The 15,643-nt window shown below is 73.1% G+C and carries 11 protein-coding genes; 1 reads left to right on the top strand and 10 read right to left on the bottom strand.

Annotated features, from left to right (window positions below; all coding sequences use genetic code 11):
- Nucleotides 1–58: 58 nt before the first annotated feature.
- The 5 genes from AB0G35_RS03770 to proB form a co-directional block, all read right to left on the bottom strand.
- Nucleotides 59–1,183, bottom strand: coding sequence for a hypothetical protein (locus AB0G35_RS03770; protein WP_360943165.1), 1,125 nt, complete (start codon nucleotides 1,181–1,183; stop codon nucleotides 59–61).
- Between the two features lie 107 nt (nucleotides 1,184–1,290).
- The gene (locus tag AB0G35_RS03765) at nucleotides 1,291–1,908 is read right to left on the bottom strand and encodes a hypothetical protein (RefSeq protein ID WP_360943162.1); all 618 of its coding nucleotides are present in this window, start codon (nucleotides 1,906–1,908) and stop codon (nucleotides 1,291–1,293) included.
- Between the two features lie 96 nt (nucleotides 1,909–2,004).
- A complete protein-coding gene (locus AB0G35_RS03760) occupies nucleotides 2,005–3,273 on the bottom strand; it encodes a glutamate-5-semialdehyde dehydrogenase (RefSeq protein WP_360943159.1) in 1,269 nt (422 codons plus the stop codon).
- A 72-nt stretch (nucleotides 3,274–3,345) separates the two neighbouring features.
- Nucleotides 3,346–3,843 (bottom strand): hypothetical protein, encoded by a 498-nt coding sequence (locus AB0G35_RS03755; RefSeq protein ID WP_360943156.1) that lies wholly within the window; start codon nucleotides 3,841–3,843, stop codon nucleotides 3,346–3,348.
- A 244-nt stretch (nucleotides 3,844–4,087) separates the two neighbouring features.
- Complete coding sequence (gene proB, locus AB0G35_RS03750; protein ID WP_360943153.1) at nucleotides 4,088–5,206, bottom strand: glutamate 5-kinase; 1,119 nt, start codon at nucleotides 5,204–5,206, stop codon at nucleotides 4,088–4,090.
- A gap of 504 nt (nucleotides 5,207–5,710) precedes the next feature.
- Between proB and AB0G35_RS03745 the strand changes: the two genes are divergently transcribed.
- The gene (locus tag AB0G35_RS03745; protein ID WP_360943150.1) at nucleotides 5,711–7,795 is read left to right on the top strand and encodes a hypothetical protein; all 2,085 of its coding nucleotides are present in this window, start codon (nucleotides 5,711–5,713) and stop codon (nucleotides 7,793–7,795) included.
- Nucleotides 7,796–8,217: 422 nt separating this feature from the next.
- Here the strand turns inward: AB0G35_RS03745 and obgE are convergent, their stop codons facing one another.
- The 5 genes from obgE to AB0G35_RS03720 all read right to left on the bottom strand — a co-directional run bounded on the left by obgE (nucleotide 8,218) and on the right by AB0G35_RS03720 (nucleotide 15,630).
- Nucleotides 8,218–9,654 (bottom strand): GTPase ObgE, encoded by a 1,437-nt coding sequence (gene obgE / locus AB0G35_RS03740; protein WP_360943147.1) that lies wholly within the window; start codon nucleotides 9,652–9,654, stop codon nucleotides 8,218–8,220.
- A gap of 220 nt (nucleotides 9,655–9,874) precedes the next feature.
- Nucleotides 9,875–10,132, bottom strand: coding sequence for a 50S ribosomal protein L27 (gene rpmA, locus AB0G35_RS03735; RefSeq protein WP_360943144.1), 258 nt, complete (start codon nucleotides 10,130–10,132; stop codon nucleotides 9,875–9,877).
- A 14-nt stretch (nucleotides 10,133–10,146) separates the two neighbouring features.
- Nucleotides 10,147–10,467 (bottom strand): 50S ribosomal protein L21, encoded by a 321-nt coding sequence (rplU, locus tag AB0G35_RS03730; RefSeq protein ID WP_360943141.1) that lies wholly within the window; start codon nucleotides 10,465–10,467, stop codon nucleotides 10,147–10,149.
- Between the two features lie 285 nt (nucleotides 10,468–10,752).
- Entirely contained in the window at nucleotides 10,753–14,604 is a 3,852-nt protein-coding gene (locus AB0G35_RS03725) for an Rne/Rng family ribonuclease (protein WP_360943138.1), read from the bottom strand.
- A gap of 225 nt (nucleotides 14,605–14,829) precedes the next feature.
- A complete protein-coding gene (locus tag AB0G35_RS03720) occupies nucleotides 14,830–15,630 on the bottom strand; it encodes a TIGR03936 family radical SAM-associated protein (RefSeq protein ID WP_360943135.1) in 801 nt (266 codons plus the stop codon).
- Nucleotides 15,631–15,643 lie beyond the last annotated feature (13 nt).

The following is a 15,643-nucleotide window of genomic DNA, read 5'->3' as shown; positions in this document are numbered from 1 at the left end:
CGCTCGGCACGGCGCGCACCCCCGGAGCGGCTCGCCTGCCCGGAGGGTCCTCGGACGCCTAGCGGATCGGGTGGGCCGGCTTCGGCTCGGCGGACGGCGCCAGCTGACCGCACAGCGAGGGGTTGGCCCGGTCCCTGGCGTAGGGGTCGGTGCCGGCCGGGCGCTCGCTGCTGGCGTGCTGTCCCGCGAAGAGCGGGCGCAGTGCGTCGGCCGGCTGCGAGGAGCAGGCCAGCGGCCCGGCCTGCAAGCTGCTCTGCAGCACCTCCAGGCGGTGATCGGCCAGGTCGTCGCGGCCCAGCCGGAAGTGCATCTCGCGCCGCACGGTGACCAGCGAGGCGGCGCCCGCGGTGGCCTTGCCGACGCCCTGGCCGGCCGCGTCCTGCCGGGCGCCGGGGCCGGGCCGGACGGCATAGACGAAGGTGTAGTCCGCGGTGACCTCCAGCGCGTCCGGGCTCAACTCCGCTGCGGACAGCGTGCCGTTGACCCGTACGTTCCGGTCCGCGAGCCGGGTCTGCTTCGGGTCGAAGCGGACCAGCCAGCCGGTGGCGGCGTTCCTGCCGTTGTCGTCCGGGTGCGCCAAGCTGCGGTCGAACTGGTCGAGTTGGCCGGTGTCGAGCAGCAGCCGCAGCGGCCGTACGGACCCACCGGTGAGGGTTTCCGGGTCCAGCGAGGAACGGACGAGGTAGTCCTTGGCGATGGTCAGCGCGGAGACGATCTGGCCGTCGGAGAAGTGGTCGGTGCGGGAGACCGTGGGCAGGTTCACGCCCGCGGCGCCGATCCGGTAATTCGCCGCGGGACTGTGCGCGAAGAGGTCCTCCGGCGTCCCGCCGGGCACCTCCCCGCTGGGCGCGAGCGGCACGACGGCCGACCGCAACGGCTGCGCCCGGGGCGGTTCCGGGGTCTTGTACGGATGCCGGATGCCCATGTAGACGGCGGTGCCGAAGGCCAGCACGATCAGCAGTACCAGCAGGATCGCCTGCCGGGAGCCCCCCAGCCGCATCCAGGCGTGCCGGGTCTTCACGGCGGGTGCGTGGTGCTCGCCGAGCCGTTCGTCGGCGGAGAATTCCTGCAGCCGCGCAGCGCGCACGAACGATTCGTCGAAGACGACGGATCGGTATTCGTCCTCACCGCCTCCCGGGGCGCCGTTGGGCGTCCCTTCGGGAGGGTCACCAGGCCCGGTCATACAACAAGAGTAGGTCGGCCGGGGCAAAGGTAAACGCCGGGGCGGCGGGCAACTTCAGCGCACCGTTCCGTTTCGGGCGCCCCCGATACGGGCAGCGCACGGCGGCGTCACTGCGCGCGGGTGCCGGCGGAAAATGACGGGCGCACGGTATCAGCGGACGGCAGCGACGGCAGGCCGGGGCGCGCCGTGCGCCCGCTGTCCGCGCCGCCCGTGGCCGGGGCGTCGGCACCGCTGGACGTGGGTGCCGGCGCGGGGCTCTGGTTGCGCCCGGAGGCACCACGGTAGACGGCGCTGAAGGCGAGCGCGACCAGCCCGATGCCCATGACCACGGCCAGGACCCAGGCCACCGGCCGGTGCCAGCGGGTGCTGCCGCGGTACGGGCGCAGCGACCCGCCGTAGGGGCCGTACGGGTGGTCGTCGTAGTCGTCGTCCTCGAACCCGCCGTACGTGCCGCGGTGCCGCGGGACGCCGTACGCGTCGTGGTCGTCCGCGCCGTCGGGGCCGAAACCGGGGGCCGAGCGGGCCGCTTCGGCCTCGGCGCGCGCCTCGGCGGCGGCCAGCATCCGTTCGACCGCCGAGGGCTCGTGGATGCGCGCGGACCGGACGAATTCCTCGTCGAAGACCACGGAAGCGAATTCCTCATCCGCTTTTCCGTGGCTCCCGTGGTGGTGCTCGTCGGGCTCTTCGCCGTCCGGGAACGGCGTGCCCCCCACGTCGTCCGGCACCCGTCCAGGTTAGCCCCGGGGGACCATTTTGGGCAGGGAGAAAGCACAGAGAACACAGAGAACGAGGTGCCGGTGACGGGGAATCCGGGGCCGGTGTCAGCGGGTGTGGCCATCGCCGGTGACGATGTATTTGGTGGAGGTCAGTTCCGGCAGGCCCATGGGGCCGCGGGCGTGAAGCTTCTGGGTGGAGATGCCGATCTCGGCGCCGAAACCGAACTGTCCGCCGTCTGTGAAGCGGGTCGAGGCGTTGACCGCGACGGTGGTGGAATCCACCAACTGGGTGAACCGGCGGGCCGCGGCCTGCGAGGTGGTGACGATCGCCTCGGTGTGCCCGGAGGACCAGCGCCGGATGTGCGCCACCGCCGCGTCCAGGTCGGGCACCACGGCGGCCGCGATGTCGTACGAGAGGTACTCGGTCGCCCAGTCCTCGTCGGTGGCGGCCGCGACCAGCCCGGGGCCGGCCTGCTGCCAGGCGGCGTCGCCGTGCACGACCACACCGGCCTGGGTGAGCGCCTCCAGGGCGCGCGGCAGGAACTTCTCGGCGATGCCGGCGTGCACCAGCACGGTCTCGGCGGCGTTGCAGACGCTGGGCCGCTGGGCCTTGGAGTTGATCAGGATGTCGATCGCCATGTCGAGGTCGGCGGCCTCGTCGACGTAGACGTGGCAGTTGCCGGTGCCGGTCTCGATCACCGGGACGGTGGACTCCTCGACGACCGTGCGGATCAGCGAGGCGCCGCCGCGCGGGATCAGCACGTCGACCAGGCCGCGGGCGCGCATCAGCTCGCGCACCGAGTCGCGGCTCTCGCCGGGCACCAGCTGGACGGCGTCGGCGGGCAGTCCGGCGCTCTGGACGGCGTCGCGCAGCACCTCCACCAGGGCGCTGTTGGAGGCGTAGGCGGAGGACGAGCCGCGCAGCAGCACGGCGTTGCCGGACTTCAGGCAGAGGGCGGCGGCGTCCACCGTCACGTTGGGCCGGGCCTCGTAGATGATGCCGATCACGCCGAGCGGGACCCGGACCTGGCGCAGGTCGAGGCCGTTGGGCAGGGTCGAGCCGCGGACCACCTCGCCGACCGGGTCGGGCAGCGCCACGACCTGGCGGACGTCCGCGGCGATCGCCGCGATCCGCTCCGGGGTGAGGGTGAGCCGGTCCACGATCGACTCGGCGGTGCCGGCCTCCCGGGCCTTGGCGATGTCCCGGGCGTTGGCCTCGACGATCGTCTCGGCCCGCTCCACCAGGGCGTCGGCGATGGCGAGCAGCGCGGCGTCGCGGGCCGTCCGCGGCAGTGGCGCCAGGACGGCGGCCGCCTCCCGCGCGCGGCGGGCGGTGTCGAGGACGGGCGAGGTCTGCGATGCGCTGCTGGTCATGGCCGCAGCCTATCGGGCGGGCAGGCCGCGGCCACGGGTCATCTCACAGCGCGGAACGCATCGGGCCGCCCCTCAGAAGGGGTGCACGCCTACGGGTGCGGCCGGTGGCGGACCGTAACCCTCGGCGATGCGCTGGTGGTACGTCTCACGGTCGATGACCTCCAGGCCGACGATCTCCCACGGGGGCAGCTTGGCCGTCGAGCGGTGCTCGCCCCAGAGCCGCAGGGCGACCGCCGCGGCGTCGTGCAGATCGCGGGCCTCCTCCCAGTAGCGGATCTCGGCGTGGTCGTTGGCGTAGCGGCTGGTCAGCAGGAAGGGATGGTCGTGCGCGAGCTGCTCCAGCGCCCGCCGGACCTCCCGCAGCGGGGCCTCGGCGCCGGAGACGCTGAGGGTGATGTGCCAGAGCCGGGACGCCTCCCGGCCGTCACTCTCCGTGTTTCGCCGCGCGGTACCGCTCCGCTCCTCCGGGTGCGTCTCGTCCGGCCGGCCGGTGGCCGGGCCGGGTCCGACGCTGGTCAGCGTGCGCTCCGCCGTCCCTCGGGGCGGTGCTCCTGGGCGCCCTCGTCTCACCGGCGGCCTCCTGTACTGCGAATTGCTCGGCCCTGGGCGGTTGCGGGCCGACTGGGTGGTACGTCGACGGTGCGCTTGCGCGCGGCGGGCACCCCTCCCCCGTGGCGCCCCGCAACAAAGTTGACCAGTCCGCGGGCCGTCGCGGGGGCGTTTTTGCCAAGCTCTCGCGGGAAAGCCCGGTCCGCACACCGCGGCCGGGGCGGGGTGCCGGTGCCGCGACGGCCGGCGGCGGGGCGCGACGGCGTCAGTGGTGCAGCAGCACGAGATCGTCGCGGTGCACGACCTCCCGCTCGTAGGCGGGGCCCAGCTCACGGGCGAGATCGCGGGTCGAACGGCCAATCAATCGGGGGATTTCCCGGGCGTCGAAATTGACGAGCCCGCGGGCGATCGCCCGGCCCCCGCCGTCCCGCAGCTCCACCGGGTCACCGGCCGAGAACTCGCCCTCCACGGCGGCGATCCCGGCGGGCAGCAGCGAGGAGTGCCGCTCCACCACGGCCCGCACCGCGCCGTCGTCCAGGACGAGCGCGCCGCGCGGGGTGGAGGCGTGTGCGAGCCACAGCAGCCGGTCGGCGGAGCGCCGCCCGGTCCGCAGGAAGTGCGTGCCCGTGGGCCCGCCGGCCAGCGCCTCGGCGGCGTGCACGGCGGAGGTCAGGATGACGGGGATGCCGGCCGCGGCCGCGATCCGGGCCGCCTCGACCTTGGTGACCATGCCGCCGGTGCCCACACCGGCCTTGCCCGCGCTCCCGATGGAGACGCCTTCGAGGTCCTTGGGACCACGGACCTCGGCTATCCGCGAGGTGCCCGGGGTGGCCGGGTCGCCGTCGTAGAGGCCGTCCACGTCGGACAGCAGGATCAGCAGGTCGGCGCGGACGAGGTGGGCGACCAGCGCGGCCAGCCGGTCGTTGTCGCCGAAGCGGATCTCGTCGGTGGCGACCGTGTCGTTCTCGTTGACGATCGGCACGGCACCCATGGCGAGCAGCTGGTCCAGGGTCCGGCAGGCGTTGCGGTAGTGGGCCCGGCGGCTGGTGTCGTCGGAGGTCAGCAGGACCTGGCCGACGCGCCGGCCGTAGCGGGCGAAGGAGGCGGTGTAGCGGGCGACCAGCAGGCCCTGGCCGACGCTGGCGGCGGCCTGCTGGCGGGCCAGGTCGCGGGGCCGCCGGTCCAGGCCCAGCGGGGCCAGGCCGGCCGCGATGGCACCGGAGGAGACCAGCACGATCTCCTTGTCCTGGTGCTTGGCCAGCACGTCCACCAGCGCGTCGACCCGGTCCGCGTCCAGTCCGCCGGCGGCCGTGGTCAGTGAGGACGAGCCCACCTTCACCACGATCCGCCGTGCGTGAGCGACGTCCTGCCTTGCGCCTGCCACCTGCTGTACCCCTGTACTGCTCGCCTGTTTCCCGCCGCCGTACGGGTGGTCCCGACCGTCCCGTACGCGTCCCTACGGGCGCAATCTACGGCAGTGCGGCCCGCCGGCGCGTGCCGATATCGCCTGGCGGACGCCCGGTGGGACGGCGAACGGACCGGCACGGGTGGCGTGCACCACCGCCAAGGGCCTGGAACAATACGGAGGGGCGCCCTCCGGCCCGCCCGCCGTATTCGGTCGAAGGCTTCTTCCCGTGGCTGTATTTACTGCATTTACCGCCACCCACCCGGAATTCCTTAAGACGGGCGGAACGGCCAAGGGGTTGCGTTCGATTGATCCGCTTTCGCGGTGATGAGAGCCACAGCAGATTGTCACCAAGGCCAACAAGGTCATACGGTCGGGTGTCCATCGGTCCCGTTTCGCCGCTCCGGCGGCGTCGCAGCGCGGGACCCGGCCGCCCCACTTCGGCCTCCCCCCTGACCTTCTTGCTGCCAGGAGCCCTCCCCCGTGCCTTCCGCCGGAATCGTTCCCCGCCGAGCCGTACAGCTCGCGGCACTCCTCGCGATGATGCTCGCGTTCACCGCCCAGCTCGTCGGTGCGCTGCTGCCCGTCATCCCGCTGTTCATCGCCGCCTCCGTGATCAACCTGGGTCTCGACCTGGTCCTCCAGCACAAGCAGCCCGGCCTGCTCGCCGTGCTGGGCCGGATCCGGTTCGACGTCACGGTGCGCCAGCTGCTGCGCGACATGCTGATACTGGTCGGCCTGCTGCACATCGACGGCATCAACCCGCTGGAGGAGCAGGCGCCGCTCACCATCACGCTGCTCCTCTTCTACGGCACCCACTTCGTGTGCCAGGCGGTCGCGGTGCTGGTCCGCAGGACCCGCAGCCTGCCGTTCGTGACGCGCAACATCGACGCCGGCGAGCTGCGGCTGTGCGACGCGCCGCCGCGGATCCTGTCCCGCCAGACGGGCCGGCGGCTGCTGCGCTTCTCGGTGCCGACCACGGTCGGCATGATGGTGACCGCGATCACGACCGACGCCTACTGGGGCGGCATCGGACTGACCGTCTCCCTGGCCCTGTCGGCCGGCGGCACCCTCTACCTGGGCACCTGGCTGCTGCCCAAGAAGCGCGTGGTCGCCGAACAGCAGGCGCTGGAGTGGCTGGACAACTGGCTGGCCGAGTACCGGCCGACCGTCGGCATGTACTTCTCCGGCGGCTCGTCCTCCGCCTACCAGGCCAACATGTGGCTGAGCACGCTCGCCTCCCTGGACGGCAACCCGATCATCGTGCTCCGTGAGCGCTTCATGGTGCAGAAGATCGAGGCCACGGACATCCCGATCGTCTGCATCCCGAAGGTCGCCAACCTGATGCGCCTGGAGCACTCCACGCTGAAGGTCCTGCTGCACCCGGCGAACTCCGGCAAGACCTCGCAGATCCTCCGGATCCCGTCGATCAAGCACGCGTTCATCAACCACGGCGAGAGCGACAAGCTGTCCTCCTGCAACCCGTACGCCAAGGCGTACGACGAGGTCTGGGTGGCGGGTCCGGCGGCCCGCGACCGCTACCAGCTCGCCGACATCGGCGTGGAGGACAAGGACGTCGTCGAGGTCGGCCGCCCCCAGCTGGCCCCGATCCGCCCCTACGAGGGCGCCCCGGCCGGCCGGACCACCGTGCTGTACGCCCCGACCTGGGAGGGCTGGGACGGCAACCCGGGCAACACCTCGGTGATCCTGGCCGGCGAGAACATCGTCCGCGAACTCCTCGCCGACGAGAACGTGCGACTGCTGTACAAGCCGCACCCGATGACCGGTTCCGTCGACCCGCGGGCGGGCGCCGCGAACGCCCGTATCCAGGCGATGATCACGGAGGCCAACGCCCGGCGCAGCGGGGACCGCCCCGGCCCGGAGGCCGCCGCCGAGCTGGCCCGCCGCGCCGAGGCGCTGAACGCGCTGACCACCTCGGCGTTCCGCAAGAGCGCCGACGAGCTGGAGCGGATGCGGCTGCAGGGCACTCCCGAGGAGGGCCGCGCGACCGCCGTCGCGGACGCGGTCACCGCCTGGGAGGAGGCGTACTGGAACTCCTTCCCCGAGTGGGAGCACCAGATCATCACCACCGCCCGCCCCGGCATCTTCAGCTGCTTCAACCAGGCCGACGTGCTGATCAGCGACGTCTCCAGCGTGGTCTCGGACTACCTGACCAGCGAGAAGCCGTACGCGGTCGCCAATACGTCGGGCATGAGCGAGGACGACTTCCGGGCGAACTTCCCGACCGTCCGGGCGGCGACGATCCTCACGCCGGAGGCGGCCGAGGTGGCCGGTCTGCTCGACGCGGTCCGCAACCCGGAGAAGGACACCCTCGTCGCGGAGCGGGCCGAGCTCAAGGAGCACCTGCTGGGCCCGTCGGACCCGCCGTCGTCGGTCCGCTTCAACCGGGCGGCGATGGACCTGTGCGCCAAGGCCGACGAACGCCGCATCCGCATGGAGAACCGGCTCTCCGGCATCCCCGGCCAGCGCTCGCAGGAGGGCGTGGACGGCCCGGAGACGGCCGAACACGAGGCCAACGGCACCTCGGACGCGACGGCCGGCGTCTAGCCCGCAGAACGCCGTCTGCGGCCTCCGCGGACGGCGCTGAGCACAAGCGCAGGCCCCGGGAAGATCTCTTCCCGGGGCCTGCGCTTCGGTTTTCGGGGCCTGCGCTTCGATTTTTCGGGGGCGGTGCCTTGGTTTTCGGGGGCGGTGCCTTGGTTTTTCGGTGGCGCTGGATTTCCGGTGCCTGGTTTTCCTGCGCCCTGGTTGTTTGTTTTCCCCGCCGCCCACCCCCCTTCGGGGGGTGGGCGGGTACATGTGCGCGGGCTTGCGCGGGTTTACGGCGCGCGGCGGTTCCGGGCGCGTCGGTCTCCGGCGCACAGCAGTCTCCGGTTACCGGCGGCTCCCCAGAGCGTCCGTTCCCTAGAGCATCGGCTCCCCAGCGCGCCGCTGAGCGGCAGTCCGCCAGGCCGCTGAGCGTCAGTCCGCTAGAACGGCTTGAAGCCGTCGTACTCCTGGGCGGCCTCGTCGCGTTCCGCGTCGCGGTCGCGGCGGCGCTGGGCGGCCGGGCGGGGTGCCTCGAAGCGGTGGTCCTCGCCGCGCCGGCCCAGCATCTCCGCACCGGCCGTCATCGACGGCTCCCAGTCGAAGACCACCGCGTTGTCCTCCGGGCCGATCGCCACGCCGTCCATGGCGCGGGCGCCCGCCTTGAGGAGCGCGTCCTCGACGCCGAGGCGGTTGAGCCGGTCCGCCAGATAGCCGACCGCCTCGTCGTTGTTGAAGTCCGTCTGCCGCACCCAGCGCTCCGGCTTCTCGCCCCGTACGCGGAAGAAGCCCTCGCCCTCCTGCGTGACCGTGAAGCCCGCGTCGTCCACCGCCTTGGGACGGATGACGATCCGCGTCGCCTCCTGGACGGGCTTGGCGGCGCGCGCCTTGGCGACGATGTCGGCCAGCGCGTACGACAGCTCCTTGAGGCCCTGGCGGGCCACGGCCGAGACCTCGAAGACCCGGTAGCCGCGCTCCTCCAGGTCCGGCCGGATCATGTCGGCCAGGTCCTTGCCGTCGGGGATGTCGACCTTGTTGAGCACGACCACCCGCGGCCGGTTCTCCAGGCCGCCGTACTGGGCCAGCTCCTCCTCGATGACGTCGAGGTCGGAGACCGGGTCCCGGTCGGACTCCAGGGTCGCGGTGTCCAGGACGTGCACCAGCACCTCGCAGCGCTCGACGTGCCGCAGGAACTCCAGGCCCAGGCCCTTGCCCTGGCTGGCGCCCGGGATCAGGCCGGGGACGTCCGCGATGGTGTAGACCGTGGCGCCGGCGGTGACCACGCCGAGGTTGGGCACCAGCGTCGTGAAGGGGTAGTCCGCGATCTTCGGCCGGGCCGCGGAGAGCACCGAGATCAGCGACGACTTGCCCGCGCTCGGGTAGCCGACCAGCGCGACGTCCGCGACGGTCTTGAGCTCCAGGACGATGTCCCGGGTCTCCCCCGGCTCGCCGAGCAGCGCGAACCCGGGCGCCTTGCGGCGGGCGGAAGCCAGCGCGGCGTTGCCGAGGCCGCCGCGGCCGCCTTGGCCGGCGACGAAGGTGGTGCCCTGGCCCACCAGGTCGGCGAGCACCTCACCGTTCTTGTCGAGCACGACCGTCCCGTCCGGGACCGGCAGGACGAGGTCCTTGCCGTTCTTGCCCTCGCGGTTGTCGCCGGCACCGGGCTGGCCGTTGGTGGCCTTGCGGTGCGGGTGGTGGTGGTAGTCGAGGAGGGTGGTGACGTCCTGGTCGACGACCAGGATCACATCGCCGCCGCGGCCGCCGTTGCCGCCGTCGGGGCCGCCGAGCGGCTTGAACTTCTCCCGGTGTACGGAGGCACAGCCGTGGCCTCCGTTACCCGCGGCGACGTGCAGCTCGACGCGGTCCACGAAGGTGGTCATGGTGGGGTGCCTCCAGATGAGCGGGGTGGTCTGGGTACTGCGGTACTACGGGGGCGCCGCGGCGGCCACGCAACTACGGGGAGCAGCGCGGCGGTTACGGCCGGGACGGCGGGTACGGCAGCGGTCTCACTGTCGTAACACGCCAAGGGCGGACCGGCCTTCCCGCTCACGCAGGAAAGGCGGTCCGCCCCTAGTGGTGCTGTGTGACGTCCGGCCGGAATTACTCGGCGACCGGGACGATGTTCACGACCTTGCGGCCACGGTGGGTGCCGAACTGCACCGCACCGGCCTGCAGGGCGAACAGGGTGTCGTCGCCGCCGCGGCCGACGCCCGAGCCCGGGTGGAAGTGGGTGCCACGCTGGCGGACCAGGATCTCACCGGCGAGGACGGCCTGACCGCCGAAGCGCTTCACGCCGAGCCGCTGAGCATTGGAGTCGCGACCGTTCCGGGTGGACGATGCGCCCTTCTTGTGTGCCATGTCTCCTCAGTCCCTTACTTCGCCGGAGCGTCGATGCCGGTGATCTTCAGCGCCGTGTGGAGCTGGCGGTGGCCGATCCGCTTCTTGTAACCGGTCTTGTTCTTGTACTTCTGGATCCGGATCTTGTTGCCCTTGTGGTGGTCCACGACCTCACCCTGGACCTTCACGCCGGCCAGGACCCACGGGTCGCTGGTGACCGAGTCACCGTCGACGACCAGCAGCGTGGAGAGCTCGACGGTGTCGCCGACCTTGCTGGTGGAAATGCGGTCAACCTCGATGACGTCGCCGACAGAGACCTTCTGCTGGCGCCCGCCGGTGCGCACGATCGCGTACACGCGGAACTCTCTTTCGCTAGAAACGGATCCTCTGATGCCAGCCGCTCTCACGGGCTCGGGACGTCCCGTGGAATCCGATCGGACGAGCGGCCTCCCTCGGCGGACCGAGAGGTAGTTGCTCAGAAGTGGTGGTGTGCTGAGTTCTCAGACACCGACGGTCAAGGTTACGGGGCCTTGACCAGGGGGTCAAACCGGCCCCGGGCCGCCGTGACGGCCCGGGGTACGGTCGTGACGCTCAGTCCTCCGCGGAGAACCCGGTGCAGGCACCGGCTCCACCGGAGCGGCTTACGCCGCGCCCTCTGCCTGCGCGACCGAGGGCTGCTCGGCGGCGGCGGTCTTCTTGGCCGCGGCCTTCTTCGTCGTCGCCTTCTTCGTGGTGGTCTTCTTCGCCGTGGCCTTCTTGGCGGTGGTGGTCTTCTTCGCCGCCGTCTTCTTGGCCGTGGTCTTCTTCGCCGCGGTCTTCTTGGCGGTGGCCTTCTTGGCCGTCGCCTTCTTCGCGGCCTTCTTGGCCACGGGCGCCGCCTCCGGCTCGGCCGCCTCGGCGCCCTCGACGGGCTCCGCGGTCGCGGCCGGCGCCTCGGCCGGCTCCGTCACCGGCTCGGCGGCCGGCTCCGGCTCCGCCGCGGCCGGCGTGGCGATCACCACGGTCGCCGCGGAGTCGTCGGACACCTCGGGCGAGCCCGCCGGAGCGGTCACCTTACGGGTCACCCGACGGCGCGGACGGGCCGGCGCGGGCTCCGGGGCCTCGGCGACCGGCTCCGGCGCAGCGGCCGGCTCCGGCTCGGCGACCGGCGCGGGCTCCGGCTCGGCCGGCAGCACGATCGCGGCGGCCTCCTCGGCGGCGGCCTTGGGAGCGCCCGCCGGAGCGGACACCTTCCGGCTCACCCGGCGGCGGCCCCGCCCGCGTCCGGCAGCCGCCTCGGCCTCCGCCGGGCTGCTGAACCACTCGTCGGTACCGGCCACCGCGGGCTGCAGCTCGGCCTCCGTCACGGCCACCGGCTCCAGCTCGGGCGCACCGCCGTCCGGGCCGGGCTCGGCGGCCTCGACCTCGTGGACGTGCGGCGGGGCGGCCTCGACCGGCGCCGCCTTGCCCTTCTTCTTGCGCTTGCCGCCACCACCGGCCGTCGTCGGCTGGTCCATGTGGACGATGACGCCCCGGCCGTTGCAGTGCACACACGACTCGGAGAACGACTCCAGCAGGCCCTGGCCGACCCGCTTGCGGGTCATCTGGACCAGGCCGAGCGAGGTGACCTCGGCCACCTGGTGCTTCGTACGGTCCCGGCCCAGGCACTCCAGCAGGCGCCGCAGCACCAGGTCCCGGTTGGACTCCAGCACCATGTCGATGAAGTCGATCACGATGATGCCGCCGAGGTCGCGCAGCCGCAGCTGGCGCACGATCTCCTCGGCCGCCTCCAGGTTGTTCCTGGTGACCGTCTCCTCCAGGTTGCCGCCCTGGCCGGTGAACTTGCCGGTGTTGACGTCGACCACGACCATCGCCTCGGTCCGGTCGATCACCAGCGAACCGCCGCTGGGCAGCCAGACCTTGCGGTCCAGCGCCTTCATCAGCTGCTCGTCGATCCGGTACGTCGCGAAGACGTCGACGTCCGAGGTCCACTTCTGCAGCCGGTCGGCGAGGTCCGGCGCCACGTGGGCGACGTAGCCGTGGATCGTCTCCCAGGCGTCGTCACCGCTGACGATGACCTTGGAGAAGTCCTCGTTGAAGATGTCGCGCACGACCCGGACGGTCATGTCCGGCTCGCCGTACAGGAGCGACGGCGCGCTGGAGCTGCTGCTCTTGGACTTCTTCTGGATCTCTTCCCACTGGGCCTGCAGGCGCTGGACGTCGCGGGCCAGCTCCTCCTCGCTCGCGCCCTCCGCGGCGGTACGGACGATCACGCCCGCGTCCTCGGGGACGATCTTCTTGAGGATCTGCTTCAGCCGGGCCCGCTCGGTGTCCGGGAGCTTGCGGCTGATCCCGGTCATCGAGCCCTCGGGCACGTAGACCAGGTAGCGGCCGGGCAGCGAGACCTGGCTGGTCAGGCGGGCGCCCTTGTGACCGATCGGGTCCTTGGTGACCTGCACCAGCACCGACTGGCCGGACTTCAGCGCGGTCTCGATCCGGCGCGGGCCGTTGGCCATGCCCAGCGCCTCGAAGTTGACCTCACCGGCGTACAGCACGGCGTTGCGGCCCTTGCCGATGTCGACGAAGGCGGCCTCCATCGACGGCAGGACGTTCTGCACCTTGCCGAGGTAGACGTTGCCGACGTACGAGGTGGCCTGCTCCTTGTTGACGAAGTGCTCCACGAGCACGTTGTCCTCAAGGACGGCGATCTGGGTGCGCTCGCCGCTCTGGCGGACGACCATCACCCGCTCGACGGCCTCGCGGCGGGCGAGGAACTCCGCCTCGGTGATGATCGGCACCCGGCGGCGGCCCTGCTCGCGGCCCTCGCGGCGGCGCTGCTTCTTGGCCTCCAGGCGCGTCGACCCCTTGATCGACTGCACCTCGTCCGCGCCGGTGCCCTCCTCCTTCTTGCGGGGCTCGCGGACCTTGACCACCGTGCGCTCGGGGTCGTCGGCGTGCGCGGCCTCGACGTCGGCGGCCTCCCCGCTGCGACGGCGGCGGCGACGGCGACGGCGGCTGCTGCTGCTGCCGGCGGCCGGCTGCTCGTCCTCGGCGTGCTCCTCCGCCTCCTCGGCGGCCTCCTCCGGGCGGCCGGCCTCCTCGGTCTCGGCCTCCTGGGCGCCCTCCTCAGCAGCGGCCTCGGCGGGCTGCTCCTCGGCACCCTCGGCGGCCTCCCCGCGGCGACGGCGACGGCCACCACGGCGACGGCGGCGCGACGGACGCTCGGCGAACTCGTCCTCGGCGTGGCCGGCCTCCTCGGACTCGGCCTCGGCCTCCTCGGCGGCCTCCGGCTCCTCCACCGGAGCGGTGACGACCTGCTCGGCCTCAGCGGGGGCGCCCCGGCGGCGACGGCGCCGCGCGGCGGCCGGCGGCTGCTCCTCGGAGAGCTGCTCGGCCTCGGCGGCCTCCTGACGCGCCGCGGCATGGGCGGCGGCGGCGGTCTCGGGGGTCTGGAACATCGGCTCGGTGAAGACCGGCGCCTGGAAGACCGCGGTCGGCGGCCGCTGGGCGCGGCGGCGGCCGCGCGCCGGGGCCTCCTGCTCGGGCTCCTCCTCGGCGCGCGGTGCCTCGGCGACCGGCTCCGCGGCGCGCTCGGCACGGCGGCGGGTACGGCGGCGCGGCCCCTCGGTCTCCTCGGTCTCCTCGGCGGCGGGCGCGGCGGGGGCCTCGGCCTCCGCCGCGGCCTCCCCGGTCGGCAGGGGCGCCTCGGCGGGCTCCTCGGCCGGCTGCGGAGCACCCGCGGGGGCGGTGGCCTTACGGGTGGCACGGCGACGCGTACGGGCCGGCTTGGCGGGCTCCTCGGCGACCGGGGCCTCCTCGACGGTCTCCGCGGGCGCCGGCGCCTCCACTGCGGCGGCCGGGGCCTCGGCCGGCGCCTCGGCGCTCACCTGGGGGGCACCGGCGGGAGCGGTGGCCTTACGGGTCGCACGGCGACGCGTACGGGCCGGCTTCGCGGGCTCCTCGACGACCGCGGCCTCCTCGACGACCGGCGCGGTCTCCTCGGCCTCCTCGGCTTCTTCGACCACCGCGGCCGGTTCCGGGGCGGCCTCGGGCTGCGGGGAAGCGGTGGGGGAGGTCACCTTGCGGGTCGCCCGGCGGCGGGTACGGCGCGGGGCGGCCTCCTCGGCCTGCGGCACCTCCGCGGGCGCCTCGGCGGCGGGGGCGGGGGCGGCAGGCGCCTCTGCCGGCGCCTCGGCGGCGGCCGGCGGGGCCCCGGCGGGGGCGGTGGCCTTACGGGTCGCACGGCGGCGCGTACGGGCCGGCTTGGCCTCGTCGCCGCTGCTCACCGCGGACGCGGCGGGCTCCTCGGCGGCGGCGCGGGTGGCCGTCGGCTCGGTGGGCTCGGTGCTCACCACGGTGGCCGCGGGGGCGTCGCCGGCGACCGGGGGGCCGGCCGGCCGGGACGCCGCCCGGCGCCGACGGCGCGGCGGCAGCGTGTCACTGGGTGAGTGGTTGTCGTCCGGACCGCGGTCCGGGGACGACGTGGCTTCAGTGGGCTCAATGGGCTCGAGCATGCGGGCGGTTCTCCCGTCACGCTCCCGGGCGCCGCGCCTTGTTCCGGTAGCGGGCCGCGTGATGAGCGCGGAACCCGCTGTCCGGGGCGTGGGCGCCGCACGGGAGCTGTCGTCTCGCTCGCCGGCCCCTTTTTTTGGGGTGGGGACCGGCGAAAGTCTCCTGGTCAGTGCGTCTGCCGGACCGGGGTGGCGCCCTGGTTGATCGGCGACGCGACGACGGCGGTCCTACGCAGTGCCTTCCCCGGCTGCCGGGGAGGCCCCGCCCGGCGCCTTCGCGGCACTCTGCCCGGCGGCCGTGGATGGGGCGGCCGTGGCAGCGTCGCGGTCGGGCGCAAGCGGGTCGGTCACCGCGCCGGTCTCCTCATCGAGCAGCCCCTGCGCCAGCCTGGTCACCGCAGCGGGGACCGGCGGCGCCAGGTCGGCCGTAGCTCGGAGGCCGGACAGGACGTCGTCGGGTCGAACGGCGGGTGTCACATGCCGAACAACCAGCCGCAGTATCGCACAGGCTTTGCCGTCGGGCCTATCGCCCTGGCAACCGGCCACCTCCAGATGTGCCACCGCGGCCCGGGCGTCGAAGGTCCGCATGCCGTTCTTCGTGCGGCGCTCGACCAGCACCTCTTCGGCCGCGAGGAACGCCTCGACGGCGCGGGCAGCGGCCTCGGGGTCGACGCCGTCGAGCCGGAGCTCCCACACCGATGCCTGCAGCCGGTCGGCCAGGCCGCTGGTGAGCGCCTCGACCGAGTCGATCACGTCGAGCCCCGTCGGCAGCGACTCGTCGAGGAGCTCGCGAAGCTTGTCCGGGTCGCGGCGCTCGGCGAGCTGGATCTCCAGATACTCGGCCTCGCTGCCCGTGCCGGTCGGGGCGGCGTTCGCATACGACACCTTGGGGTGCGGGGTGAAGCCCGCCGAATAGGCCATGGGGACCTCGGCGCGGCGCAGCGCCCGCTCGAAAGCGCGCTGGAAGTCGCGGTGGCTGGTGAACCGGAGGCGGCCGCGCTTGGTGTAGCGCAGTCGGATGCGCTGCACCGCCGGTGCGGGC

Source organism: Streptomyces sp. NPDC021749, assembly GCF_040640655.1.
Taxonomy (GTDB): domain Bacteria; phylum Actinomycetota; class Actinomycetes; order Streptomycetales; family Streptomycetaceae; genus Streptomyces.
Note: the sequence above shows the minus strand (reverse complement) of the source record. Positions and strands in the feature narration are given on the sequence as shown.

Coding starts and splice junctions, on each gene's coding strand:
- AB0G35_RS03770 (WP_360943165.1), bottom strand. CDS start 1,183: ATGACCGGGCCTGGTGACCCTCCCGAAGGGACGCCCAACGGCGCCCCG.
- AB0G35_RS03760 (WP_360943159.1), bottom strand. CDS start 3,273: ATGACCAGCAGCGCATCGCAGACCTCGCCCGTCCTCGACACCGCCCGC.
- obgE (WP_360943147.1), bottom strand. CDS start 9,654: ATGACCACCTTCGTGGACCGCGTCGAGCTGCACGTCGCCGCGGGTAAC.
- rpmA (WP_360943144.1), bottom strand. CDS start 10,132: ATGGCACACAAGAAGGGCGCATCGTCCACCCGGAACGGTCGCGACTCC.
- AB0G35_RS03725 (WP_360943138.1), bottom strand. CDS start 14,604: ATGCTCGAGCCCATTGAGCCCACTGAAGCCACGTCGTCCCCGGACCGC.